Raw genomic sequence first — 23,233 nt, 5'->3', positions numbered from 1 at the left:
CGGCTAGTTGCCGCTCTTGCGCGACGCCTTCTCTTCCAACCCTGACATGTTCGTCCGCTTGTCCAGCGCGGCTTCGACCTCTTCCAGCTTTATGCCGCGTGCCTTCAAAAGCACAAGGAAATGATAGAGCAGATCGGCACTCTCGGCGATCAGATGCGCGCGATCGTTTTCGACTGCTGCGATTACGGTTTCGACTGCTTCCTCGCCGAACTTCTTGGCGCAATGCTCGGCGCCCTTGTCCAGGAGCTTGCGGGTATAGGAGGCCTCGCCGCCGGAAGCCGCGCGGGCGTCGATGGTCTCGGCCAGATCGTGGATCGTGAAACGCGACATCGGACTTACTCGGAAACACATGAGGCCACGGAGGCCATTCCCCGCGGCTTATGTAGCATTTTTACGAACGGGAGTCGTCAGGCATCGAGGCGCATCGGCAGCCCGCGCCTCGCCATGTGCTCCTTGGCTTCGCGGATGGTGAATTCCCCGAAGTGGAAGATCGAGGCGGCCAGCACGGCCGTGGCATGGCCGTCCCGGATACCGTCGACGAGATGGTCGAGATTGCCGACGCCGCCCGAGGCGATCACGGGAACGGGAACGCTGTCGGCGATCGCACGGGTCAGCGGAATGTCGAAACCCTGCCGCGTGCCGTCACGGTCCATCGAGGTGAGCAGGATTTCACCGGCGCCGAGCGAGACCACCTCCTGGGCGTATTCGATGGCATCGATGCCGGTGGAGTTGCGGCCGCCATGGGTGAAGATCTCCCAGCGGTCACCGCCCGGACGCTTGACCCGCTTGGCGTCGATCGCGACCACGACGCACTGCTCGCCGAATTTTTCGGCAGCTTCCTTGACGAATTCGCGCCGCGACACCGCGGCGCTGTTGATCGAGACCTTGTCGGCGCCGGCGCGCAGCAGCGTCTTGATGTCGTTGACCTCGCGCACGCCGCCGCCGACGGTCACAGGCATGAAGCAGGCCTCCGCCGTGCGCCGGACCACGTCCAGCATGATGCCGCGATTCTCGTGGGTCGCGGTGATGTCGAGGAACGTCAGCTCGTCGGCGCCCGCGGCGTCATAGGCGATCGCGGCTTCGACGGGATCGCCGGCATCGCGCAGATCGACGAAGTTGACGCCCTTGACGACGCGGCCGTCCTTGACGTCGAGGCAGGGGATCACGCGCACCTTGAACATGTGTCAGCTCCCAGGCGCGCGTGCGTTGCGGATCAAGGTGAGGGCGGCGGCGGGATCGAGCCGGCCGTCGTAGAGGGCGCGGCCGGCGATCGCGCCGGCGAGCTTTTTGGCCCGCGGCATCAGCATCGCTTTCACATCCTCGATCGAGGCGAGGCCGCCGGAAGCGATCACCGGAATGGAGATGGCGTCGGCGAGCGCGATGGTCGCATCGAGGTTCAGGCCCTTGAGCAGGCCGTCGCGCGCGATGTCGGTGAAGATGATGGCGGCGACGCCGGCATCCTCGAAACGCTTGGCGATCTCGAGCACCGTCACCTGCGAAGTCTCGGCCCAGCCTTCGACCGCGACCTTGCCGTCACGAGCATCGAGCCCGACCGCAACGCGGCCGGGGAATTTCTTCGCAGCTGACTTCACCAATTCAGGATCGCGCACTGCAGCGGTGCCGATGATGACGCGGGTGATGCCCTTGGCGAGCCAGGCTTCGACGGTCTTGAGATCGCGAATGCCGCCGCCGAGCTGCACCGGGATCTTGATCGTCTTCAGCATCGCCTCGACGGCCTCGGCGTTCACCGGCTTGCCGGCGAAGGCACCGTCGAGGTCGACGACGTGGATATACTCAAAGCCCTGCTCGGCAAAGCTCTGCGCCTGGGCTGCGGGATTGAGGTTGAAAACGGTCGCGCGCGCCATGTCGCCTTGCTCGAGGCGCACGCATTGGCCGTTCTTGAGGTCGATCGCGGGGAAGAGAATCACGGTTTCCATCGCAAGAAGTTCGAGATCAGGGCGAGGCCGAAGCGCTGGCTCTTCTCGGGGTGAAACTGCGTGCCGATTGCGGTGTCCTTCGCGACGATCGCGGTGACAGGCCCGCCGTAATCGGCGCGCGCGAGCACGTCCGCCTCGCTGGCGGGATTGAGGTGATAGGAGTGCACGAAATAGGCGTGCTGGCCCTTGGGGCCGAGCGGCAGCCTGTTCAGCACCGGATGCTCCCTGAGCACCTCGAGCGTATTCCAGCCCATGTGCGGGATCTTCAGGCTTTCGTCGCGCGGCGTGATCTTCTCGACGTCGCCGCCGATCCAGTTCAGGCCTTCGGTGATGACATGCTCCTTGCCGCGGCTTGCCATCAGCTGCATGCCGACGCAGATGCCGAAGAACGGCCGCGCCTTGACGCGCACCGCTTCGGTGATCGCCTCGACCATGCCGTTGACGGCATCGAGCCCGCGCCGGCAATCGGCGAAAGCGCCGACGCCCGGCAGCACCAGACGGTCAGCCTCGTAGGCCTGATCGGGATCGCTGGTGACGAAAACCTTTTGCGGATTTTCGAGGCTGCGCGCGGCGCGCTCGAAAGCCTTGGCGGCGGAATGCAGATTTCCGGAACCGTAATCGATGATGGCGACGCTCATCTTGACCCTCCCGGTTCTGGAAACAATCCAATGATGCCGCCGGCCGGAATCGGCGGCGGGTTCGAGAATTGCTGGCCGGGCACGCCCCGGGTCGGCGGCGGGCCGCCACGGTCGACGGCCCATTGATCATTGACGATGCCGTGCTGCTTCTGGCTCCAGCGCTCGAAGAAGCGGCGCTCGGCCGTGTCATGGTCGTCGGCGATGACGATGTCGAGCTGCCGCCACTTGCCGCGCGACAGCGTCCAGCGCCGCAGGCTGGAGGCCTCGAGACCCATCAGCAGCGCGATAACGATATCGGCGAGGAAGATCGAGCTGCGGCCAATACCGAGGCTGGAGAGCCCGGCATGGAATGCGGCAATGAAGATCAGCCAGCCGATCAGCACCAGCCACAGCCGATTCCACAGCAGCCAGAGCGGGCCGAAGATCATCGCCCAGAAATGGAAGCCGTCGCGCACGAAGACGAACTTGTCGGTCGCGCGCAGATCGGCTCCGCCAGGGAAGGGAGCATGAACTGTGTAGACAGGCATGGTGATGCCCCGTTCTGAAGAAATCAGTGATGCCGCCGGCGGCATTCGCCGCGCGACGGAGATGTCAGCCGCCGAGCGAGCCCTTGGTGGACGGGATTTCGCCCGCCGCCTTCGGATCGATCGCAACGGCGGTGCGCAGCGCCCGCGCCAGACCCTTGAAGCAGGACTCGGCGATATGATGGCTGTTATCGCCATATAGGGTCTCGACGTGGAGAGTCACGCCGGCGTTGATGGCGAAGGCCTGGAACCACTCGCGCACCAGCTCGGTGTCGAACTCACCGATCTTGTCGCGGGGGAATTCGGCCTTGAAGACCAGGAACGGGCGGCCCGAAATGTCGATGACCACACGCGACAGCGTCTCGTCCATGGGCATGTGCACGCCGGCATAGCGGGTGATGCCCGCCATGTTGCCGAGCGCCTGCTTGACCGCCTGGCCGAGCGCGATGCCGGTGTCTTCGGTGGTATGGTGATAATCAATGTGCAGGTCGCCCACCGCCTTGACCGTGAGGTCGATGCGGGAATGGCGGGCGAGAAGATCGAGCATATGGTCGAAAAAGCCGATGCCGGTCGCGATATTGGCCACGCCGGTGCCATCGAGGTTCACGGAGACCTCGATGTCGGTTTCCTTGGTCTTGCGCTTGATCGTCGCGGTGCGCATTGAAAGCTGGCTTTCGCTTCTATTTGAACATGATCTTTTCCGGAAAACCGGTGCCCACTTTTCCGGATCATGCTCGGGGGCCGAAAACGCCAGTCTATTAACAGCCAAATGACACCTTCGCTACTGCGGGAACGGCCGGCCGGGGCTCTACTTCTGCCTATGGTGAGCGAAATTCGGCCCGGAACGGCCCGTTGTGCCCTTGGCTCGGACCCCCTAAATCAGGCCGGACAGTGAGGTATTTCATGCAGGACACCCAGAACAGCTCGCCGGGCTGGCACGGCACCACGATTTTGACGGTCCGCAAGGGCGGCAAGGTGGTGGTCGGCGGCGACGGCCAGGTCTCGATCGGCCAGACCGTGATCAAGTCCAACGCCAAAAAGGTCCGTAAGCTCGGCAAGGGCGACGTGATCGGCGGCTTCGCCGGCGCCACGGCCGATGCCTTTACGCTGTTCGAGCGACTGGAGAGCAAGCTCGAGCAATATCCGGGGCAGCTGACCCGGGCCGCCGTGGAGCTCGCCAAGGACTGGCGCACCGACCGTTACCTCAGGCGGCTGGAGGCCATGATGATCGTGGCCGACAAGGACGTCTCCCTGGTGCTGACAGGCACCGGCGACGTGCTCGAGCCCGAGGCGGGCGTGATGGCGATCGGCTCCGGCGGCAACTACGCCCTGGCCGCGGCCCGGGCCCTGCTCGACACCGACAAGGACGCCGAGACCATCGTCCGCCGCTCCCTCGACATCGCCGCCGACATCTGCGTCTACACCAACCGCAACCTGACCATCGAGAGCCTGACGAGCGGCTAGGAGATGCCGCCCGCCTATACCTTCCGACCGATGGCCGCAGCCGACCTGCCGCTGATCCGGCGGTGGCTGGGCGAAGCCCATGTGCGGGAATGGTGGGGCGATCCGGACGAGCAGTTTGCGCTGGTGAGCGGTGACCTCATTGAGCCGGCGATGGACCAGTTCATCGTCTTGGCCGGCGACAGGCCCTTCGGCTATCTTCAATGCTACCGCCTGACCGCCTGGAATACGGGCTTCGGGCCGCAACCGGAGGGCACGCGTGGCATCGACCAGTTCATCGGCGAGCGCGACATGATCGGGCGCGGCCACGGCTCGGCGTTCATCCGCGCGTTCGTCGACGAACAGTTGCGGCACGGCCTGCCGCGCATTGTCACCGATCCGGATCCGCTCAATGCACGCGCCGTACGCGCCTACGAGAAGGCAGGCTTCGTCCGAGACCGCATGGTCGAGACGCCGGACGGGTCGGCGCTGTTGATGGTGCGCGAAGCATGACGCTGGCACATGCGCAGGAGAGCAAGGTCGCATTTCCACCGCTCGCCTGGGCCGGCGTCGCGCTGCTGTTGCTGGCGCTGCAAGCGGCGATCCTGTTCGCGATGGGCCGCGTGCCGATCTGCACCTGCGGTTATGTCAAGCTGTGGCACGGCGTGGTGAACAGCTCGGAGAATTCCCAGCACATCGCCGACTGGTACACCTTCTCGCACATCCTGCACGGCTTCCTGTTCTACGGCTTGACCTGGCTGCTGTTCGCTCGTCTGCCGTTTCTCACCTTGTCGTGGCCGGCGCGGCTGATCATCGCCATGCTGATCGAGGGCGCCTGGGAGATTGTCGAGAACTCGCCCTTCATCATTGAGCGCTACCGCGCCGGCACGATCTCGCTGGACTATTACGGCGACAGCATCGTCAATTCGGTGTCTGACAATCTGGCCATGATGCTCGGGTTCCTGGTCGCGCGCGTGCTGCCGGTATCTGCGACCGTCCTGCTCGGCCTTGCCTTCGAGATCATGCTGGCGCTCCATATTCGCGACAATCTGACGCTCAATATCCTGATGCTGATCCATCCGATCGAGGCCGTGAAACAATGGCAGTCGGGCCCGCCGATCATCTGACGGCCGAAAAAAGCGGCTTGTCCCGGCCCGCATCTGATCCTAGCTAAGGTGCCATGACAGACTTCTCCCCCCGCGAAATCGTTTCCGAACTCGACCGTTTTATCGTCGGCCAGGGCGACGCCAAGCGCGCCGTCTCGATCGCGCTGCGCAACCGCTGGCGGCGGCAGCAGCTCGAAGGCTCCTTGCGCGAGGAGGTGCTGCCGAAGAACATCTTGATGATCGGCCCCACCGGCGTCGGCAAGACGGAAATCGCGCGGCGGCTCGCCAAGCTTGCGAACGCGCCGTTCCTGAAGGTGGAAGCCACGAAATTCACCGAGGTCGGCTATGTCGGCCGCGACGTCGAGCAGATCGTGCGCGATCTCGTCGAGGTCGCGATCGCCCAGGTGCGCGAGAAGAAGCGCAAGGACGTGCAGGCGCGGGCGCAGCTCGCCGCCGAGGAGCGCGTGCTCGATGCGCTGGTCGGCGCCAATTCCAGCTCGGCGACGCGGGAATCCTTCCGCAAGAAGCTGCGCGCCGGCGAACTCAACGACAAGGAAATCGAGATCGAGACGCAATCGTCCGGCGGGGGCATGCCGATGTTCGAGATCCCGGGCATGCCCGGCGCGCAGATGGGCGCGATCTCGATCGGCGACATTTTTGGAAAGCTCGGCGGCCGTTCCAAGACGCGGCGGCTGACGGTCGAGGGATCGCACGAGATCCTCGTCAATGAAGAGTCCGACAAGCTGCTGGACACCGAGCAGCTGACGCTGGAGGCGATCAGCGCGGTCGAGAACAACGGCATCGTGTTCCTCGACGAGATCGACAAGATCTGCGCCCGCGACGGCCGCGTCGGCGGCGACGTCTCGCGCGAGGGCGTGCAGCGCGATCTCCTGCCGCTGATCGAGGGCACCACGGTCTCGACCAAGCATGGCGCGGTGAAGACCGACCACATTCTGTTCATTGCGTCGGGCGCCTTCCACGTCGCAAAACCGTCCGACCTGCTGCCGGAATTGCAGGGCCGCCTGCCGATCCGCGTCGAGCTGCAGGCGCTGACCCGCGACGACATGCGGCGCATCCTGACCGAGCCCGAGGCCTCGCTGATCAAGCAATATATTGCGCTGCTGCAGACCGAGGGCGTGACGCTCGACATCACCGACAGCGCCATCGATGCGCTGGCCGACGTCGCGGTGGCCGTGAACTCCACCGTCGAGAACATCGGCGCGCGGCGGCTGCAGACCGTGATGGAGCGGGTGCTGGACGAGATCTCCTTCACCGCCCCCGACCGCAGCGGCGAGACCATCAAGGTCGACGCCGACTACGTGCAGAAGCACGTCGGCGACCTCGCCAAGAATGCGGATCTGAGCCGGTTCATTTTGTAGTTTTTTGGAGGTCGGCTATCTATCCGTCGTCCCGGCCTAGTGCGCAATTGCGCACGGGGGCCGGGACCCATAACCACCGGCGGATATTGTTGAAAAAGATAGCGGCTCCATCCTTGGCTCAAAACAGACATTCGTGGTTATGGGTCCCGGCTTTCGCCGGGACGACGGCGGTGGTTGGCGCGCGTCGAGTGCCACATGCTCGCTAACGTCCAGAAAAACCCCTGGCGCCTCCTGCTCGCGATCAACGCCGCAATCATCGTCGGCGTGTTCGTTCACAAGATCCAGCTGCCGCCTTACGTCCCCTATATCCATCTCCTCGTCGACTACCATCTCGGCTTCATCAAGCGCGCGCTGATCGGGGCGATCGTCGCGCTGTTCACCGACAAGGTGCCGGTCTGGCTGGTGTTCGCACTGGGCGGGGCGACATGGCTGGTGACATCAGGGCTGTACGCAAAGCTGTTCCAGAGGACGTTCGGCTTCACCGCGAAGACGCTGCCGCTGTTCGTGTTCACAGCAGGCTCGCCGTTCTTCCTGAAGAATTTCATGCACACGCTCGGCCATTTCGACATCTATGGCTGCGCGCTGGCGATCGTCCTCTTGCTGATGCCGGCGCGCTCGTTGCTGTTCGTGGCTTTGGCGGCGCTGTTCTCGATCGTGCTGGTGTTGATCCATCACATTCATCTCTTGATGTACGTGCCGACGATCATCACCATCGCAGTGATCAGGCATTACCTCGCTTACGGCAGCAATCGCGGCAATGTCGCATTCGGCATGATCGCCTTCGCCGTCGTCTCCGCGCTGTTCTTCGCCGCGCAATTCCTGGGAACGATGCCGATCCCCGAAGCGGACTTCGTCGCCTATCTGAAGACCCGGATGGCCGATCCGTCCCGCACTGACCTCTTGCAGTTCGCCTACATCTGGTATCAGCCGCTGGCGAAGGAAATCTCGGACACCTGGGGCCGCCTGCCGCACAACATCCTCGGCGTGCCCGTGTTCGCGCTGCTGATCTGGCTGCACACGCCGCTGTGGCGCTTCTTCGCCAGCCTGGTCGGCGCGCTCGCCAGCGATCTGCACAGGCGGCTCGTCATCGCGGCGCTAACAGGCGTCAGCCTCGCTTTTCTCGTGATGTTCGCGATGGTGTTCGACTATTCGCGCTGGATCTCGAACTGGGCGGTCTGCATGATCCTGATCCTGCATGCGGTGAAGATGCTGCCAGCGAAGCGGGAAACGCCAATGATTTCGGCGGAGGACCGGAAGACAAACATCTTCGGCCTGATCATCACACTGATCCCACGCGTCGGAATCGTCCGGCCGTTTTAAATTCTCGCCCGCCTGATCCGCACATACAGCGCGCCCTCGCCGCCATGGCCGATATGGGCGGTCTCGAAGCCGACGACGAAGGCGCGGAATTCCGGCAGGCTCAGCCATTCCGGCACCTGGCGGCGGAGCACGCCGCTTTCGCCGCCGCTGCGTCCCTTGCCGGTGATGACGAGCACGAAGGTCAGGCCGTCGTGATGGGCGCGGTGCAGGAAGCCGGTCAGCGCGCGATGGGCGCGCATCTGGGTCATGCCGTGCAGGTCGAGCCGCGCCTCGATCTCGCTGCGCCCGCGCGACAATTTTGTCCGCTCGCGCTTGCCGAGCGGCGCCAAGGGCGGGACCTGCGGTTTCGCAGGCCGCGGCGCCGATGCAGTGGCAGCCGGCCTTGCCGGTGGCGAAGGCCGGGTCACCTGGGCTACGGGCAAAGGCACGGCAGGCGGCGCGGCATGCGCCTTGGCCACGCGATGCTTCCTGAGCGGCTTGACCTGTCTTGCGACCGTATCCCACAGCGCGCGCTCATCCTCGCTCAGCGCGCGGCGGCGCGGCGAGGGGCGAGGCTCCAGCACGGGCGGACGGGACGATCGCTTCATTGCTGCCGATGGGGACGATTCTTCACGGGCCGCCGCGGCTCAGGGACAGGCTCGATCGCGGGACGCGGCACCGGTAGCGGGACAGGGCCGGCGATGGCAACCGTTTCGTTCTTGCCTGGCGTCACGGCGGGCGCAGCAGCAGGCGTGCCCGTCCTGGCGGGATCGGTTTGCGGAAACAGTTTTGCGATCTTCTCCGAGGGACGCGGATCCGGTACCGGCAGCTTCGCGCCCCTCACCGAGGGATCGAGACCCTTCGGGACCAACATGACGAAATGCATGGGATGGCGCAGCCGGCCGGAGACACGGCCGGCTTCCTGCCCGGCGCCGAAATAGAGATCCGCACGCGCGGGGCCGATGATGGCCGAACCGGTGTCCTGCGCGATCATCAGGCGGTGAAACGGCGTCTTGGAACGTTCGGAATCGATCGGCAGCTCGCCCTCGATGAAGAACGGCGTGCCGTAGACATGCAGCGATTTGTCGACCGCGATCGAGCGTCCCGCCGTCAGCGGAATGCCTTGCGCGCCCACCGCCTCGTCCTTGTCGGAGAGGTTGACCTCGCGGAAGAAAATGTAGGCGCGGTTCTGGCGGCGCAGCTCCTTGGCACCATCCGGATTCTGCGCCATCCATTCCCTGATCTTCTGCATCGACATCTCCTCCTTCGGAATGATGCCGCGCTCGATCAGGATGCGTCCCACCGCCGTGTAGGGATAACCGTTGTAGGCGTCGTAATTGAGCCGGAGCGTCGTGCCGTCCTCGAACTTGATCCGCGCCGAGCCCTGGATCTGCGCGAACAACAGATCAGTCGGATCCTTCAGCCAGGCAACCTCCAACCCGCGGCCGGCGATCTTGCCGTCCTCGATCTCGCCGCGGTCGTAATAAGGCACCAGCTTGCGGCGGCCGATCTTGCGGTAGACCGGGCCCTTGTTGGGCAGACTGACGGAATCCTGCTTGTAGCCGCGCACGAACAGGTTCGAGGGCCGGCGATAGACCGGGACATTGTAGACGTCGGTCTGCGTGCGCGATCCCTCGAGCACCGGCTCGTAATAGCCGGTGACGAAACCGTCGGGCTCCCCTAAGCGGGAGATGCGCAGCGGCGCAAAATTCTCCTCGAAGAAGGTCTTTGCCTTGGCGTCGTCGCCGAGCTCGAGCGATTTGGCGACCCGGCAGGGCTCGCTCAGCGAAGCCCCCAGCGCCTTGTATTCATTCTTGGGCTCGGGCGCGCCGTTCTGCGCGTTGATCGTCTTGCAGCTGGCGCGAAAGGTCTTGTAGGCGGCGAGATGATCGTCGTCGCCCCAGCCTTTCACGTCGGCCCAGGCCAGCGGCAGATATTGCGCGCCTGATATCTCGAACGGCAGGGGGAGCTGCGGATAGGGCAAGGCCCGCGGCGGGCTGGCTGCCAATTGCGGCGGATGGTGATGGTGGCTGCGGTAGTGGCGCCGCGCCGCCTCGGCGCCGAGCGAAAACGTCGACAGCACGACGACACCCGCGCAGAACGCCGTCGCGCTGTTCTTGAGAAAGAGCTTAATTCGCGCTTCCGGTGCCAACCAGCTTCCAGTTCGGATCGCGAGAGGTGGTGTCGCGGGCGAAAGTCCAGATATCGGTGATGTCGGCAACCGTGTCGGCACTGCCGTCGACGATGTTGCCGGCCTTGTCGCGGGTGGCCGAGATCATCTGCGAGACGAAGCGGATCGTGAGCTGGGCGGTCCGGTCGCGCAACTCGGCACCGACTAGCTCCGCCTTGTCGATCGAGACGAAGCGCGTCTCGGTCTTCTGCTCGTTCTTCTCGCGCTCCTTGATCGCGGCGTCGAAGCTCTCATAGACCTCCGACGACAAGAGGTCGCGCAGCGCGCGGCGATCGCCATTGGCAAAGGCCAGCACGATCATCTCATAGGCGCCGCGGGCGCCCGAGATGAAGTGGCGCGGATCGAAGGTGGAATCCTTGTCGACGATGGCATCGAGACCCTGGGCGAGTGCGGTGCCCGGTTCAGCCAGACCCTTCCAGCGATCGCTTGGCACGGTCGGCTCGACCGTCGGCGCCAGCGGGGCCTGGTCGATCACCTTGCCCGGCATGGTCACGACGTTCTTGTCCTGGGCACCCCCCAGCGCATTGCGGGCGGCAGTGTGATCGAACGGCGGCCGCTCGTTGCCCGTGCGCTGCCCCAACACGCTGCGCAGCCTCAGAAAGATGAAGACCGCCAACGCCAGGAAGATGATGGTGTAGATATCCACGTCGTATTCGCTTTCTGGTCTTTGCTTCTGGGTCTTCGCTTTGGCGTCGTTGCCGGGAAAATCGATCCGGCCAGTAGACCGTTCCATACGAGAACGGCAAGTCTACATCACCGTTTTGGGTCCCGCGCGTCTGGTCCCTGGGATGTAGGCACGAAATCTTGCCCGGCCAATGGCGCCTTTTGGCACAGCGGTGAGTGTAGCGCGTTTTATGCTTAAGGGGAAACCCGATCCTGGGCGGAAATCGCGTATCTTCAATCGTTTAAGGCGCGATTTCGCCTAAAGTCCGCTCGGAACGTCACAGTTGCGGGCACGGCCTGAATCCCCCGTCCGGGACCGTTCGTCCTTGTGGAACGAGGCAGCCCTATGTTAGCCAACCGCCGCGAAATTCAGCCCCAATCGGGTAAGGAGACACTTCTATGACCAACGGTAACGGTACCCCTCCCGAGGCGGCCCAGGCTCCCCAGCTCAACGTGCTGGCGCAATATACCAAGGACCTGTCGTTCGAAAATCCGAACGCGCCGAGCTCGCTCCAGCAGCAGGGCCAACCGCCCCAGATCAACATCCAGATCAATGTCGGCGCCAATAACCTCAGCGAGCAGGAGTTCGAGGTGACGCTGACGGTCGAAGGCAAGGCCGAGACCGCGGGCAAGGTGATGTTCTCGTTCGAGCTCGCCTATGCCGGCGTGTTCCGGATCGTCAACGTGCCGAAGGAGAACCTGCACCCGCTGGTCATGATCGAATGCCCGCGGCTGCTGTTCCCGTTCGCCCGTGAGATCATCGCCACCGCGGTGCGCGACGGCGGGTTCCCGCCGCTGATGCTGGACCCCGTCGATTTCGTCGGTCTCTATCGCCAGAACATGGAACGGCAGATGGCCGCCCAGGGTGGCCAGACCGGCCAGGCCTAACTTGCGATCCTAACCAGCCGGATCGGCGATCGCTGGAGCGGGCAAAAACTCGTTCCAGATCGCCTTTTCGCCCATCGTCGCGATGAAGGCCCGATGGGCCTCCCGCTCGGCATCTGAAACCCGCGGCGCGAGCGGCACCAAACGCTGCCGCCGCGGCGCGTCGCCGGCCGTACTGACGCGAATTTCTTCGGCGTCCGAAGCCAGCAGCAGCTGCGACTGCCGCGCTCCCACCAGATCGACATAGACTTCCGCAAGCAGTTCGGCGTCGAGCAGCGCGCCGTGCTTGGTGCGGTGTGAATTGTCGATCGAATAGCGCGAGCAGAGATCGTCGAGCCGGTTCGACACGCCGGGATGCTTGCGGCGCGCCAGCAGCAGCGTATCGACCAACCGTTCGCGCGGGACCGCGGCACGCTTGATCCGGTCGAGCTCGGCATTGATGAAGCTGATGTCGAACGAGGCGTTGTGGATCACCAGCGGCGCATCGCCGATGAACTCCAGAAACGCATCGACGACCTCGTGGAACAGCGGCTTGGTCGAGAGGAATTCGGCCGACAGCCCGTGCACCGCGAAGGCTTCCGCCGGCATGTCCCGTTCGGGGTTGATATAGACGTGATACGTCTGTCCCGTCGGCATGCGATTGAAGATCTCGACGCAGCCGATTTCGACCAGGCGATCGCCGCGGAGCGGATCGAGGCCGGTGGTTTCGGTGTCGAGGACGATTTCGCGCATGATCCTGGGAAAAATGAGAGGCCGTGTGAGAGCGGCGAATCAGGCTCGCCGCTGCGGCATCTTAACGACCTCGGTCAGGATGTGCTTGATTTGGGCGCGCACCGGCTCAAGTCCGTGTGAGGTATCCACCACGAAATCGGCCCGCTTGCGCTTCTCGGCATCGGGCGTCTGCTTGGCGATGATGGCATCGAGCTTGGCCTCGTCCATCGTGCCGCGCGCCAGCACCCGCTCACGCTGGAGTTCCGGCGATGTCGACACCACGACCACCGCGTCGACCCGTTTCTCGCCGCCGGTTTCAAACAAGAGCGGGATGTCGAGAACCACGACCGGCGCCTTGGCGGCCTCGGCGTCGGCGAAGAACTTCTTCCGAGAGGCGCCGAGCATCGGATGGACGATCTGCTCGAGCTGCTTGATCGCGGCGGGATCGTGCACTACGCGCGCCGATAGTTTTGTTCGATCGACCTTGCCGTTCACGGTGGTGCCGGGGAAGGCGGCCTCGATCGCCGGCGCGGCCTCGCCCTCATAGAGCTGATGCACGGCGGCATCGGCGTCGTAGACGGGCACACCGGCCTCCGCGAACAATTTCGCGGTGGTGGATTTGCCCATTCCGATCGAGCCGGTCAGTCCCAGGATCCGCATCAGCGCCCAGCCTTCTCTAGCATCTACACCGCAATTAGCTGTTCGCTCCGCAGGAACGCAAGCAGCGGCAGCAGCGGCAGGCCGAGAATGGTGAAATGGTCGCCCTCGATGCGCTCGAACAGATGGATGCCGAGGCCCTCGAGCTGATAGGCGCCGACGCTTCTGGTCACGGCATCGCCGGCGGCGTCGAGATAGGCCGAGAGTTCGGCCTCGCTCATCTGCCGCATGGTCATGCGCGCCACCGAAACATCCTCGAAAACGATCTTGCCGTCCCGCGCCACGGCCACGGCGGAATTCAGCTCGTGGCTGTTGCCGACGAGGTCGCGCAGTTGCGCCAGCGCCTGCGGGCGGCCGGCCGGCTTGTTGAAGAGACGACTCCCGAGGGCAAGTGTCTGATCGGCGCCGATCACATAGCTTCCAGCACGATCGGCAGAGACCGCCTTGGCCTTTTCGCGGGCCAGGAGCAGCGCGATCTCGCGCGGATCTCCGAGATTGGAGCTCGCCTGGATGCCGCGCTCGTCGATGTCAGCCGTGACGGCTTCGAATGCGAGCCCGGCATTGGCCAGCAGCATTTTCCGCGCGCTGCTTTGCGAGGCCAGGATCAACGGAGTTTTGCCGAGCCACAGAGCCATCGCGGAAACTATTCCGACGGCCGGTTGCGCTGGCGGTCGCTGTAGAGCTTCATGATCGCCGCGGCGGTTTCCTCGATCGAGCGCCGCGTGACGTCGAGCAGCGGCCAATCGTGCTTGGCGCTCAGCTTGCGCGCGAACGCGACCTCCTCGGTGACCGACTGTCTGTCGGTATAGGTGTCGCTGCCGGATTCGGCGCCCATGGAGAGCAGGCGGTTCTGGCGGATCTGGATCAGACGCTCCGGCGTCGCGTGCAGGCTCACCACCAGCGGGCGCGTCAGCGTCTCCAGCTGCGCCGGCACGGGAATGCCGGGCACCAGCGGCACGTTGGCGGTGCGGATGCCGCGATTGGCGAGATAGATCGATGTCGGCGTCTTCGAGGTGCGTGACACGCCGACCAGGACCACGTCGGCCTCGTCGAGACCTTCGACATGCTGACCATCGTCATGGATCATCGTGTAGTTCAACGCGTCGATGCGCTTGAAATATTCCGCGTTGAGCACGTGCTGGGCGCCGACGCGGCCCGTGGTCGCAGCGCCGAGATAAGCTTCGAACAGCTGCATCACCGGCCCGATGATCGAGAGGCTGGGAACATTGATCTGCTTGCACTTGTCCTCGAGCCTGGCGACGAGATCCTTCTCGAGCAGCGTGAACAGCACGATCCCCGGCGCTTCCTCGATCTCGTCGAGCACCCGGTCGAGCTGCTTCTGGCTCCGCACCAGCGGATAGACATGCTCGACCGGCGTCACGTTGGCATACTGCGCGGCGACGGCGCGCGCGACCGTGATCAGCGTCTCGCCGGTGGAGTCGGAGACCAGGTGCAGATGGAAATAATTGTTCGAGGTCGGCACAAAAACTCTTGGGATGAGGGCGGGGTGGTTTGTGGATTTCTGTGGAGCTTAACCGCTTGGAAAGGGATGTGCGACACCAGGGACGGGACAAGTGCCAATTTTCTTCACACCGGTGACCGTCAGAACAAGTCCGGCGGCTCTTCAAGCGGGAAGCGGGATTGCGCGGATAACCCCCTTGATAAGCTGCCGACGAGCGGACGCAAGCCTTTGAGTCCGGACGGCTTATCGGAACAAGCCGAACTGGCCCAGGATATGTTGAGGAATGTGAACAAGCGCGCGTGAACACGCGGACGGAATTGCGTGAGTCCAATCCACGGTCACTAAGACTCAAACCTTTAAGAATCTAAGATTCTAGATTTGAGGAAGGCGCTACGGACGGATATGTGTGCAGGGTAAGACCTTAACGGGTTCTTACTATCCCCAGCTCCTTTCGCTGGGCATCAATCCGGGCCGCGAAAATGTTCGAAGACGTCTATCTCTGGATCAAGGCGCTGCATGTGATCGCCGTCATCTCCTGGATGGCGGGCATGCTCTATCTGCCGCGGCTGTTCGTCTATCATTGCGACGCCGAGATCGGCTCGAAGCAGTCGGAGACGTTCAAAATCATGGAACGCCGGCTGCTTAAGGCGATCATCAACCCCGCGATGATCGTTACCTGGCTCGCCGGGCTCTTTCTCGCCTGGTCCGGCCACTGGTTCACGTTCGGCTGGCTGCACGTAAAACTGGCATTGGTTCTGGTGCTGTCGGCGGTCCACGGCTTTTTTTCCCGCTGGCTCAAGGATTTCGCCGCCGACAGGCGTCCGCGAAGCCAGAAATTCTATCGGATTATCAATGAGGTGCCGACCGTTTTGATGATTCTCATCGTCATCATGGTGATCGTGAAGCCGTTCTAGGCAAGCCCCGCGCGGTTTAGCTCAGCGCTTCGGCTTGCGGAGAAGGGAGCGATTTTCTATATTATCGATATCCCACCCAACGCAGGCGGATGTGGTTGTGTCTGAGCTTTCCAGAGGCCGGACACCGCATCAGGTTTGAAGCCTCACCGGCACTCTCCTTGCCAGACCTGCGGACCTTATCTTCTCACGTCCGCATTTCAGAGCCTCCTCGCACCCCTTCCAAGGTTACCCCACAGGACCACCCCAATGCGGGAAATTAAACTCCAGGACCTCAAGTCGAAAACCCCGGCCGAGCTCGTCTCGTTCGCGGAAGAGAATGGGGTCGAGAACGCCAGCACCATGCGCAAGCAGGAGCTGCTGTTCGCCATCCTCAAGCAGCTCTCGCTGGCCGAGACCGATATCGTCGGCGAAGGCGTCGTCGAAGTGCTCTCCGACGGTTTCGGCTTCCTCCGCTCGCCCGATGCCAATTATCTGCCGGGCCCGGACGACATCTACGTTTCGCCCTCGCAGATCCGCCGTTTCGGCCTCCGCACCGGTGACACCATCGAAGGCCACATCCGCAGCCCGAAAGAGGGCGAGCGCTACTTTGCGCTGCTGAAGGTCAACACGCTCAATTTCGAGGACCCGGAAAAGGCCAAGCACAAGGTCAATTTCGACAACCTCACGCCGCTGTTTCCGAACCAGCGTTTCCGCATGGAGATCGACGATCCGACGCGGAAAGACCTGTCTGCACGCGTGATCGACATCGTAGCCCCGATCGGCAAGGGCCAGCGCGCGCTGATCGTGGCGCCGCCGCGTACCGGTAAAACCGTGCTGATGCAGAACATCGCGCACTCGATCACGCACAATCATCCCGAATGCTACCTGATCGTTCTTCTGATCGACGAACGTCCGGAAGAAGTCACGGACATGCAGCGCTCGGTGAAGGGCGAGGTCGTGTCCTCGACCTTCGACGAGCCGGCGGTGCGCCACGTCCAGGTCGCCGAAATGGTGATCGAGAAAGCCAAGCGCCTGGTCGAGCATGGCCGCGACGTCGTGATCCTGCTCGATTCGATCACGCGCCTCGGCCGCGCCTACAACACCGTGGTGCCGTCATCCGGCAAGGTGCTGACCGGCGGTGTCGACGCCAACGCACTGCAGCGCCCGAAGCGCTTCTTCGGTGCCGCCCGCAACATCGAGGAGGGCGGCTCGCTGACCATCATCGCGACCGCGCTGGTCGATACCGGCAGCCGTATGGACGAAGTCATCTTCGAAGAGTTCAAGGGCACCGGTAACTCGGAACTGATCCTGGACCGCAAGGTCTCGGACAAGCGCACCTTCCCGGCGATCGACATCTCGCGCTCCGGTACCCGCAAGGAGGAGCTCATCACCGATCCGCAGGTGCTCAAGAAGATGTACGTGCTCCGCCGTATCCTCAATCCGATGGGCACGATGGACGCGATCGACTTCCTGCTCGACAAGCTGCGCTCGACCAAGAGCAATTCGGAGTTCTTCGACTCCATGAACACCTGAGTGCAGTGCAGCAAAGATCAGAGGGCGCCTTCGGGCGCCCTTTTTGTTGCGGCTTTGCTGCAGCGAAGTGCAGCATGAATGGCAGCCAGCCACCGAAGTTCGGGGCGTCTTTTAATCTGTTGATATATCAAAATAATACTTGAATTGCCGCCGGCCTGTCCGCCGCGCAAGGGCGTATTCTTGCAGCAAAAATGCTGCGGGATTGTTGCGATGCAGCATAAATTGTTGCGAGATCTGGTGCGGCAAAATCCCGGCGCTGGCCGGCCAAAAACGGATGTTTGCCTTTTCACTGGCAGCCGGACAAATAGGCCATGCATCCGCGAGACCAGACCATTTTTGCGCTGTCATCCGGCCGGGCGCCCAGCGCGATCGCCGTGGTGCGCGTGTCGGGCTCGCAGGCCGGCCTGGTGCTGACGACGCTCGCGGGCCAATCGCCGGCGCCGCGGCAGGCGAGCCGCCGGTTGCTCAGGGACGGCGCGGGCCAGCCGATCGACGACGCTGTCGTGCTCTGGTTTCCAGGGCCGGGCAGCGCGACCGGCGAGGACATCGCCGAATTCCACGTCCATGGCGGCCGCGCGGTGCTGGCGGCGCTCCTCGCCGCTATTTCTTTTATTCCGAATACGCGCGCGGCCGAGCCCGGCGAGTTCACCCGGCGCGCCTTCGAGAACGGCAAGCTCGACCTGACCGAGGCCGAGGGCCTCGACGACCTCATTCATGCAGACACCGACCGCCAGCGCCGCCAGGCGCTGCGTCAGCTGCAGGGCCTGCTCGGCGACCGCGCGCGCGACTGGCGCGAGCGCATCATCGAGGCATCCGCGCTGATCGAGGCCGGCATCGATTTTTCCGATGAAGGCGATGTGCCGGCGGAGCTGAGGGCGCCGGCGGTGAAAGCGATCGAAGCGCTGCACGACGAAATTGCAAAAGTGCTTGCGGCACAGGGACATTCTGAACGTCTGCGCGACGGCCTCGTGGTTGCGATCGCGGGCGAGCCGAATGTCGGCAAGTCGACGCTGATGAATCAGCTCGCGCGCCGCGACGTCGCGATCGTGTCGCCGCATGCCGGCACCACGCGTGACGTGATCGAAGTGCAGCTCGATCTCGACGGCTATCCCGTCACGGTCATCGACACCGCCGGCATTCGCGAGACCGACGATCCGGTCGAGCAGGAAGGTGTGCGCCGCGCACGGGCGCGGGCCGAGGACGCGGACCTGGTCTTGTGGCTGGTCGAGGGTGAGGGGCCGGTCGGTCCCGAGGCAATGCGGTCGTTGCGGACATCCGAAGACGATCGATCCAGCTCGGTCTGGATCGTGCGCAACAAGATCGACCTTGGCGGGGTCGGGGGATCCGAGCCGGGAGAGTTCGGGATTTCGGCAAGCCGGGGCGATGGCATTCCTGAGCTGGTCGCTGCGCTCGTCAAATTCGCGGTCAGCTTCTTCGGGACGACCGAGGGCGCCTTGGTGACCCGGGCCCGCCAGCGCGACCTGTTACGCCAGGCGTCAGACAGCTTGCGCCGGAGTCTGGAGCTTGTAGAAGAGGGCGAAGAGCTCGCGGCCGAAGAGCTGCGTGCCGCCGCCTATGCTCTGGGGCGCCTGCTGGGCCGGGTGGATGTCGAGGACGTCCTCGGGGCCATTTTCCAGAAATTCTGCATCGGAAAGTAGCGCTAGTTCTTCATTGTAGAACTAGCACTTGTTCCATTACTTGTGTTTCACATGAAACGCTGGCTCGCTGTTCCAGCCTTGTAGCCCGGATGGAGCGGAGCGCAATCCGGGACAGATGCTCCGACGGGGACACTTCCCGGATTTCGCTCCGCTCCATCCGGGGACGGGGATCGGTTCCCTTCTGTTTCACGTGAAACAGCGGCGCGCCGTTCGGCCTCTCAGGTTTCGTCTGCGGGATCTGATATTCCCGCCACCAGCAACGAGGAATTGGGCCGGCGGCTGCGCCCCAACCTCGTCATTGCGAGGAGCCCTGCAACGAAGCAATCCAGATTGCCTCCGCGGGGGGATTCTGGATTGCTTCGCTGCGCTCGGCCGGTCGGTGTCGTCCTCTCCCGACCCGTGCCCAACGCGGTGAGAGGTCGACTATGCAATCCCTTTCTGCGCTCGGACCTGACCTTGTTTCACGTGAAACAATAGTCCCTTCAACACCGCCTCTACTGTGCATGGGGTTGTTCTCGTCAAAAAGCCTCTCCCACGCCGGGACACCCTGTTTCACGTGAAACACTGCCCCACCCAGTTTCCACTTCCGGCTTTTTCCGCTCTGGGATAGAAGTCCGCCCATGCGAACAGAGCGAGAGAGTTTCGACGTCATCGTGATTGGCGGCGGCCACGCCGGCTGTGAGGCTGCGGCTGCTTCTGCCCGGATGGGCGCGGCGACCGCTCTGGTGACTCATCGTTTCTCCACGGTCGGCGCGATGTCCTGCAATCCCGCGATCGGCGGTCTCGGGAAGGGCCATCTGGTCCGCGAGGTCGATGCTCTCGACGGTCTGATGGGCCGTGTGGGCGATGCCGGCGGCATCCAGTTTCGCGTTCTCAATCGTCGGAAGGGCCCGGCCGTGCGTGGTCCGCGGGCCCAGGCCGACCGGAAGCTCTATGCCGCGGCGATGCAGACCGCGATCCGGGAGACCGAGAGACTTTCCGTCATCGAGGGCGAGGCTGACGAGCTGATCGTGGTTGAGGGACGGGTCACTGGACTGCGCCTGGCCGACGGCCGGGAGCTTCGGGCAGGGGCCGTTGTCGTCACCACCGGGACCTTCCTGCGTGGCCTGATCCATCTCGGTGAGAAGAATTGGCCCGCCGGCCGCGTCGGGGAGGCACCTGCGATGGGGCTTTCCAGCTCTTTTGAGCGGGCCGGCTTCTCCCTCGGACGGCTCAAGACCGGGACGCCGCCGCGTCTGGACGGCACCACGATCGACTGGTCAGCGGTGGAAATGCAGCCCGGAGACGAGCCGCCGGAGCCGTTCTCGGTGATGACCGAGCGGATCACGACCCCGCAGATCCAGTGCGGGATCACCCGGACCACGCCCGCGACCCATGAGGTGATCCGGGCCAATGTCCATCGCTCCCCGATGTACTCCGGTCAGATCAAGAGCTCTGGTCCGCGCTATTGCCCCTCGATCGAGGACAAGATCGTCCGCTTCGGCGATCGCGATGGCCACCAGATCTTCCTGGAGCCGGAAGGGCTCGACGATACGACCGTCTATCCCAACGGCATCTCGACCTCGCTGCCGGAAGAGGTTCAGCTCGCGATCCTTGCCAGCATTCCCGGCCTTGAGCGGGTGAAGATGGTCCGCCCCGGCTACGCCATCGAATACGATCACGTAGATCCCCGCGAGCTCGATCCGACCCTGCAGACCAAGCGTCTGCGCGGACTGTTCCTGGCCGGGCAGATCAACGGCACCACCGGATACGAAGAGGCCGCCGGGCAGGGCATCGTGGCCGGCCTGAACGCCGCGCTCGCTGCGAGTGGCGCCGCGCTGACGGTGTTCGACCGTGCCGATGGCTATCTCGGCGTGATGATCGACGATCTCGTCACCCGCGGGATTAGCGAACCCTATCGGATGTTCACCTCGCGCGCCGAGTATCGGCTGACCCTGCGAGCCGACAATGCCGATCAGCGCCTGACCGAGAAGGGGATCGCGCTCGGCTGCGTCGGCAGTGCCCGGACCCGGCATCATCGCGCCAAGATGGACGCCCTGAACGCCGCCCGGACCCTGTCGAAGTCGCTGACCATCACCCCGAACGAGGCGATCAAGCACGGACTGTCGCTGAACCGGGATGGCCAGCGCCGCTCGGCCTTCGAGCTGATGGCCTATCCGGAGATCGGCTGGAGCCAGGTTCGCGCGATCTGGCCGGAGCTGTTCGCGATCGATCCCGTCATCGCCACGCATCTCGAGATCGACGCCAAGTACGATGTCTATCTGGAGCGCCAGAGCGCCGATGTCGAAGCCTTCCGGCGCGACGAGGGGATGGTGCTGGCGGAGGTCGACTACCAACAGGTCCCCGGTCTCTCCAACGAGGTCCGCGCCAAGCTCGAGAAGGCACGGCCGTTCACCGTCGGCCAGGCCGGCCGGATCGATGGCATGACGCCGGCGGCGCTCGGCATCCTCGCGGCCTATCTCCGCCGTGAGGCACGGAAGACTTCCAAGGCAATCGCATAAGCCAATCGCATAGGCGTTTCACGTGAAACAGCGCGGACCGGGCGGGGACAAACCGCTATCGCGACGACCCGGAGCGGGTGAGGGCGCCAGTCGCCGAGCCGAGCCGTCGCCGGCTAGGCCGAGGATCGACAAGGCCAGCGCCAACGATCAGTCGCTCTACGCCATCGTTGCTGCCGACAAGATCGCGGCGCTCAAGCTCGCTCCCGTTTCACGTGAAACCGAAGCCCGGCTGGATCGCTATATCGCCCTGCTGCGGGAGTGGCAGGCCAAGACCAATCTCGTCGCGCCCTCGACTCTGCCAAACCTCTGGACCCGGCACATCGCCGATTCGCTTCAGCTGGTCGATCTCGCGCCGACCGCAAAGCGCTGGGCCGATTTCGGCAGCGGCGGCGGCTTTCCCGGCGTCGTCCTCGCCTGCGCCATGGCTGGGACACCCGGAGCGAGCGTCCATCTCGTCGAGCGAATCGCCAAGAAGGCGGCATTCCTGCGCGAAGCGATTCGCGTCACCGCATCTCCGGGAGTCGTACATCTCGCTGAGATCGGGGATAATGTGGATAGAATCACCGGCCCCGTCGATTGCGTCACCGCGCGTGCGCTGGCTCCGCTACATCAACTCATCGGCTTTGCGGAGCCGCTGATGCGCCAGGGCGCAAAGGCGTTGTTTCTCAAGGGTCAAGATGTAGAGGCTGAATTGACCGAAGCCGCTAAATATTGGAATATTCAGCCGCAGCTCCACCCAAGCCGGACCGGCGACGGTTGGATCGTGGAGCTGAGTGCCGCCGAACGGCGTGGGTGAGGCGTTCAGGGGGAGTGGGGAATTTCGATGAGCGTGATTGACGAGCCGCAGCAAGAACAGACCGACCAGGAGAAGGCCGAGGTCCCGCACGGTCATCCGCGCATCCTGGCGCTGGCGAATCAGAAGGGCGGTGTGGGAAAAACAACCACAGCGATCAACCTCGGCACGGCGCTCGCTGCGATTGGCGAGCGCGTCCTGATCGTCGATCTCGATCCGCAGGGCAACGCCTCGACCGGCCTCGGCATCGACCGCCGCAGCCGCTCCTGCTCGACCTATGATGTGCTGATCGGTGAAGCGCCTCTGCGCGAAGCCGTGGTCTCGACCGCGGTGCCGCGGCTGCACATCGCGCCCTCGACCATGGATCTCTCCGGCCTCGAGCTCGAGCTCGGCACCACGCCCGGCCGCGCCTTCAAGCTGCGCGACGCGATCGGCGCGCTCAACAACAACGTCTCGCCGGATGCCGACTACACCTATGTGCTGATCGACTGCCCGCCCTCGCTCAACCTGCTCACGGTGAATGCGATGGCGGCCTCCGATGCGATCCTGGTGCCGCTGCAATGCGAGTTCTTCGCGCTCGAAGGTCTGTCGCAATTGCTGCAGACGGTGGAGCAGGTGCGCTCGACGCTGAATCCGAACCTGTCGATCCACGGCATCGTGCTGACCATGTTCGACTCGCGCAACAACCTGTCGAACCAGGTCGTCGCCGACGTCCGCCAGTTCATGGGCGAGAAGGTCTACAAGACCATGATCCCGCGCAACGTGCGCATCTCGGAGGCGCCGTCCTACGGCAAGCCGGTGCTGGTCTACGATCTCAAATGCGTCGGCAGCGAAGCTTACTTGCGCCTCGCCACCGAAGTGATCCAGCGCGAGCGCGAGCTGCGCACGACGCATTGATCCAACACCGGCGCGTAGGGTGGGTTAGCCGAAGGCGTAACCCACCATGTCTGCCGCCTCGAACGA

The 23,233-nt window shown here is 63.9% G+C and carries 26 protein-coding genes; 12 read left to right on the top strand and 14 right to left on the bottom strand.

Annotated elements, in window-relative coordinates:
* Positions 1 to 3: 3 nt before the first annotated feature.
* The 6 genes from XH79_RS15795 to hisB all read right to left on the bottom strand — a co-directional run bounded on the left by XH79_RS15795 (position 4) and on the right by hisB (position 3,760).
* On the bottom strand, positions 4 to 330 hold the full coding sequence (locus XH79_RS15795) for a phosphoribosyl-ATP diphosphatase (RefSeq protein WP_212348423.1): 327 nt from the start codon (positions 328 to 330) through the stop codon (positions 4 to 6).
* A 77-nt stretch (positions 331 to 407) separates the two neighbouring features.
* Entirely contained in the window at positions 408 to 1,181 is a 774-nt protein-coding gene (gene hisF / locus XH79_RS15790; RefSeq protein ID WP_018646048.1) for an imidazole glycerol phosphate synthase subunit HisF, read from the bottom strand.
* A gap of 3 nt (positions 1,182 to 1,184) precedes the next feature.
* Positions 1,185 to 1,928: a 1-(5-phosphoribosyl)-5-[(5-phosphoribosylamino)methylideneamino]imidazole-4-carboxamide isomerase gene (hisA, locus tag XH79_RS15785; RefSeq protein WP_271582238.1), complete on the bottom strand. Its 744-nt coding sequence runs from the start codon at positions 1,926 to 1,928 to the stop codon at positions 1,185 to 1,187.
* Positions 1,925 to 2,575, bottom strand: coding sequence for an imidazole glycerol phosphate synthase subunit HisH (gene hisH / locus XH79_RS15780; RefSeq protein ID WP_212348429.1), 651 nt, complete (start codon positions 2,573 to 2,575; stop codon positions 1,925 to 1,927). Before hisH ends, hisA begins: the two co-directional genes overlap by 4 nt.
* Positions 2,572 to 3,102 carry a DUF2628 domain-containing protein gene (locus XH79_RS15775; protein WP_271582212.1) on the bottom strand — a complete coding sequence of 177 codons (531 nt, stop codon included), beginning with the start codon at positions 3,100 to 3,102 and terminating at the stop codon, positions 2,572 to 2,574. The genes hisH and XH79_RS15775 overlap by 4 nt, the downstream gene beginning before the upstream one ends.
* Positions 3,103 to 3,166: 64 nt before the next feature.
* Complete coding sequence (gene hisB, locus XH79_RS15770) at positions 3,167 to 3,760, bottom strand: imidazoleglycerol-phosphate dehydratase HisB (RefSeq protein WP_271582211.1); 594 nt, start codon at positions 3,758 to 3,760, stop codon at positions 3,167 to 3,169.
* Positions 3,761 to 4,002: 242 nt separating this feature from the next.
* Between hisB and hslV the strand changes: the two genes are divergently transcribed.
* The 5 genes from hslV (at position 4,003) to XH79_RS15745 (ending at position 8,344) form a co-directional block, all read left to right on the top strand.
* Positions 4,003 to 4,563 carry an ATP-dependent protease subunit HslV gene (hslV, locus tag XH79_RS15765; RefSeq protein WP_212348439.1) on the top strand — a complete coding sequence of 187 codons (561 nt, stop codon included), beginning with the start codon at positions 4,003 to 4,005 and terminating at the stop codon, positions 4,561 to 4,563.
* Positions 4,564 to 4,566: 3 nt separating this feature from the next.
* Positions 4,567 to 5,052, top strand: a complete 486-nt coding sequence (locus XH79_RS15760) for a GNAT family N-acetyltransferase (protein ID WP_212348442.1) — start codon at positions 4,567 to 4,569, stop codon at positions 5,050 to 5,052.
* Positions 5,049 to 5,666, top strand: coding sequence for a DUF2585 domain-containing protein (locus XH79_RS15755; protein ID WP_271582210.1), 618 nt, complete (start codon positions 5,049 to 5,051; stop codon positions 5,664 to 5,666). Before XH79_RS15760 ends, XH79_RS15755 begins: the two co-directional genes overlap by 4 nt.
* Before the next feature lie 53 nt (positions 5,667 to 5,719).
* A complete protein-coding gene (gene hslU / locus XH79_RS15750; RefSeq protein WP_271582209.1) occupies positions 5,720 to 7,024 on the top strand; it encodes an ATP-dependent protease ATPase subunit HslU in 1,305 nt (434 codons plus the stop codon).
* Between the two features lie 195 nt (positions 7,025 to 7,219).
* Positions 7,220 to 8,344, top strand: a complete 1,125-nt coding sequence (locus XH79_RS15745; protein WP_271582208.1) for a hypothetical protein — start codon at positions 7,220 to 7,222, stop codon at positions 8,342 to 8,344.
* On the opposite strand, the gene XH79_RS15740 is transcribed toward XH79_RS15745, so the two are convergent.
* From XH79_RS15740 to XH79_RS15730, 3 genes are read right to left on the bottom strand one after another with little or no spacing between them, the layout of a single operon-like run.
* Positions 8,341 to 8,931, bottom strand: a complete 591-nt coding sequence (locus tag XH79_RS15740) for a Smr/MutS family protein (protein ID WP_271582207.1) — start codon at positions 8,929 to 8,931, stop codon at positions 8,341 to 8,343. The genes XH79_RS15745 and XH79_RS15740 overlap by 4 nt on opposite strands.
* Positions 8,928 to 10,475: a murein transglycosylase A gene (mltA, locus tag XH79_RS15735; protein WP_271582206.1), complete on the bottom strand. Its 1,548-nt coding sequence runs from the start codon at positions 10,473 to 10,475 to the stop codon at positions 8,928 to 8,930. The genes XH79_RS15740 and mltA overlap by 4 nt, the downstream gene beginning before the upstream one ends.
* Positions 10,453 to 11,160, bottom strand: coding sequence for a Tim44/TimA family putative adaptor protein (locus tag XH79_RS15730; RefSeq protein WP_212348477.1), 708 nt, complete (start codon positions 11,158 to 11,160; stop codon positions 10,453 to 10,455). Before XH79_RS15730 ends, mltA begins: the two co-directional genes overlap by 23 nt.
* Before the next feature lie 416 nt (positions 11,161 to 11,576).
* Between XH79_RS15730 and secB the strand changes: the two genes are divergently transcribed.
* Positions 11,577 to 12,065 carry a protein-export chaperone SecB gene (gene secB / locus XH79_RS15725; protein WP_018646030.1) on the top strand — a complete coding sequence of 163 codons (489 nt, stop codon included), beginning with the start codon at positions 11,577 to 11,579 and terminating at the stop codon, positions 12,063 to 12,065.
* A 9-nt stretch (positions 12,066 to 12,074) separates the two neighbouring features.
* Here secB and dnaQ read toward each other — a convergent pair whose 3' ends face one another.
* The 4 genes from dnaQ to XH79_RS15705 are packed head-to-tail and all read right to left on the bottom strand — an operon-like array spanning position 12,075 to position 14,913.
* Positions 12,075 to 12,794 (bottom strand): DNA polymerase III subunit epsilon, encoded by a 720-nt coding sequence (gene dnaQ, locus XH79_RS15720; protein WP_271582205.1) that lies wholly within the window; start codon positions 12,792 to 12,794, stop codon positions 12,075 to 12,077.
* 39 nt (positions 12,795 to 12,833) lie between these two features.
* A complete protein-coding gene (coaE, locus tag XH79_RS15715; protein WP_212348484.1) occupies positions 12,834 to 13,433 on the bottom strand; it encodes a dephospho-CoA kinase in 600 nt (199 codons plus the stop codon).
* A 23-nt stretch (positions 13,434 to 13,456) separates the two neighbouring features.
* A complete protein-coding gene (locus XH79_RS15710; protein WP_271582204.1) occupies positions 13,457 to 14,065 on the bottom strand; it encodes a Maf family nucleotide pyrophosphatase in 609 nt (202 codons plus the stop codon).
* Positions 14,066 to 14,073: 8 nt separating this feature from the next.
* Positions 14,074 to 14,913 (bottom strand): pyruvate, water dikinase regulatory protein, encoded by an 840-nt coding sequence (locus XH79_RS15705; protein ID WP_271582203.1) that lies wholly within the window; start codon positions 14,911 to 14,913, stop codon positions 14,074 to 14,076.
* Positions 14,914 to 15,371: 458 nt separating this feature from the next.
* Between XH79_RS15705 and hemJ the strand changes: the two genes are divergently transcribed.
* Together hemJ and rho are read left to right on the top strand one after the other, a co-directional pair.
* Positions 15,372 to 15,806 (top strand): protoporphyrinogen oxidase HemJ, encoded by a 435-nt coding sequence (hemJ, locus tag XH79_RS15700; protein WP_271582202.1) that lies wholly within the window; start codon positions 15,372 to 15,374, stop codon positions 15,804 to 15,806.
* 246 nt (positions 15,807 to 16,052) lie between these two features.
* A complete protein-coding gene (gene rho / locus XH79_RS15695; protein ID WP_011083462.1) occupies positions 16,053 to 17,318 on the top strand; it encodes a transcription termination factor Rho in 1,266 nt (421 codons plus the stop codon).
* Between the two features lie 111 nt (positions 17,319 to 17,429).
* On the opposite strand, the gene XH79_RS15690 is transcribed toward rho, so the two are convergent.
* Positions 17,430 to 17,666 (bottom strand): hypothetical protein, encoded by a 237-nt coding sequence (locus tag XH79_RS15690; RefSeq protein WP_271582239.1) that lies wholly within the window; start codon positions 17,664 to 17,666, stop codon positions 17,430 to 17,432.
* On the opposite strand from XH79_RS15690, the gene mnmE reads away from it, so the two are divergent.
* The 4 genes from mnmE (at position 17,630) to XH79_RS15670 (ending at position 23,167) form a co-directional block, all read left to right on the top strand.
* A complete protein-coding gene (gene mnmE / locus XH79_RS15685; RefSeq protein WP_271582201.1) occupies positions 17,630 to 18,976 on the top strand; it encodes a tRNA uridine-5-carboxymethylaminomethyl(34) synthesis GTPase MnmE in 1,347 nt (448 codons plus the stop codon). The genes XH79_RS15690 and mnmE overlap by 37 nt on opposite strands.
* A gap of 620 nt (positions 18,977 to 19,596) precedes the next feature.
* Positions 19,597 to 21,477 (top strand): tRNA uridine-5-carboxymethylaminomethyl(34) synthesis enzyme MnmG, encoded by a 1,881-nt coding sequence (mnmG, locus tag XH79_RS15680; RefSeq protein ID WP_271582200.1) that lies wholly within the window; start codon positions 19,597 to 19,599, stop codon positions 21,475 to 21,477.
* 163 nt (positions 21,478 to 21,640) lie between these two features.
* Positions 21,641 to 22,273 carry a 16S rRNA (guanine(527)-N(7))-methyltransferase RsmG gene (rsmG, locus tag XH79_RS15675; protein WP_271582237.1) on the top strand — a complete coding sequence of 211 codons (633 nt, stop codon included), beginning with the start codon at positions 21,641 to 21,643 and terminating at the stop codon, positions 22,271 to 22,273.
* A 27-nt stretch (positions 22,274 to 22,300) separates the two neighbouring features.
* Positions 22,301 to 23,167, top strand: coding sequence for a ParA family protein (locus tag XH79_RS15670; RefSeq protein WP_212348502.1), 867 nt, complete (start codon positions 22,301 to 22,303; stop codon positions 23,165 to 23,167).
* The last annotated feature ends 66 nt before the right edge of the window (positions 23,168 to 23,233 follow it).

It is taken from the genome of Bradyrhizobium sp. CCBAU 45389 (assembly GCF_028128625.1).
Classification (GTDB): Bacteria; Pseudomonadota; Alphaproteobacteria; order Rhizobiales; family Xanthobacteraceae; genus Bradyrhizobium; species Bradyrhizobium liaoningense_B.
Note: the sequence above shows the minus strand (reverse complement) of the source record. Positions and strands in the feature narration are given on the sequence as shown.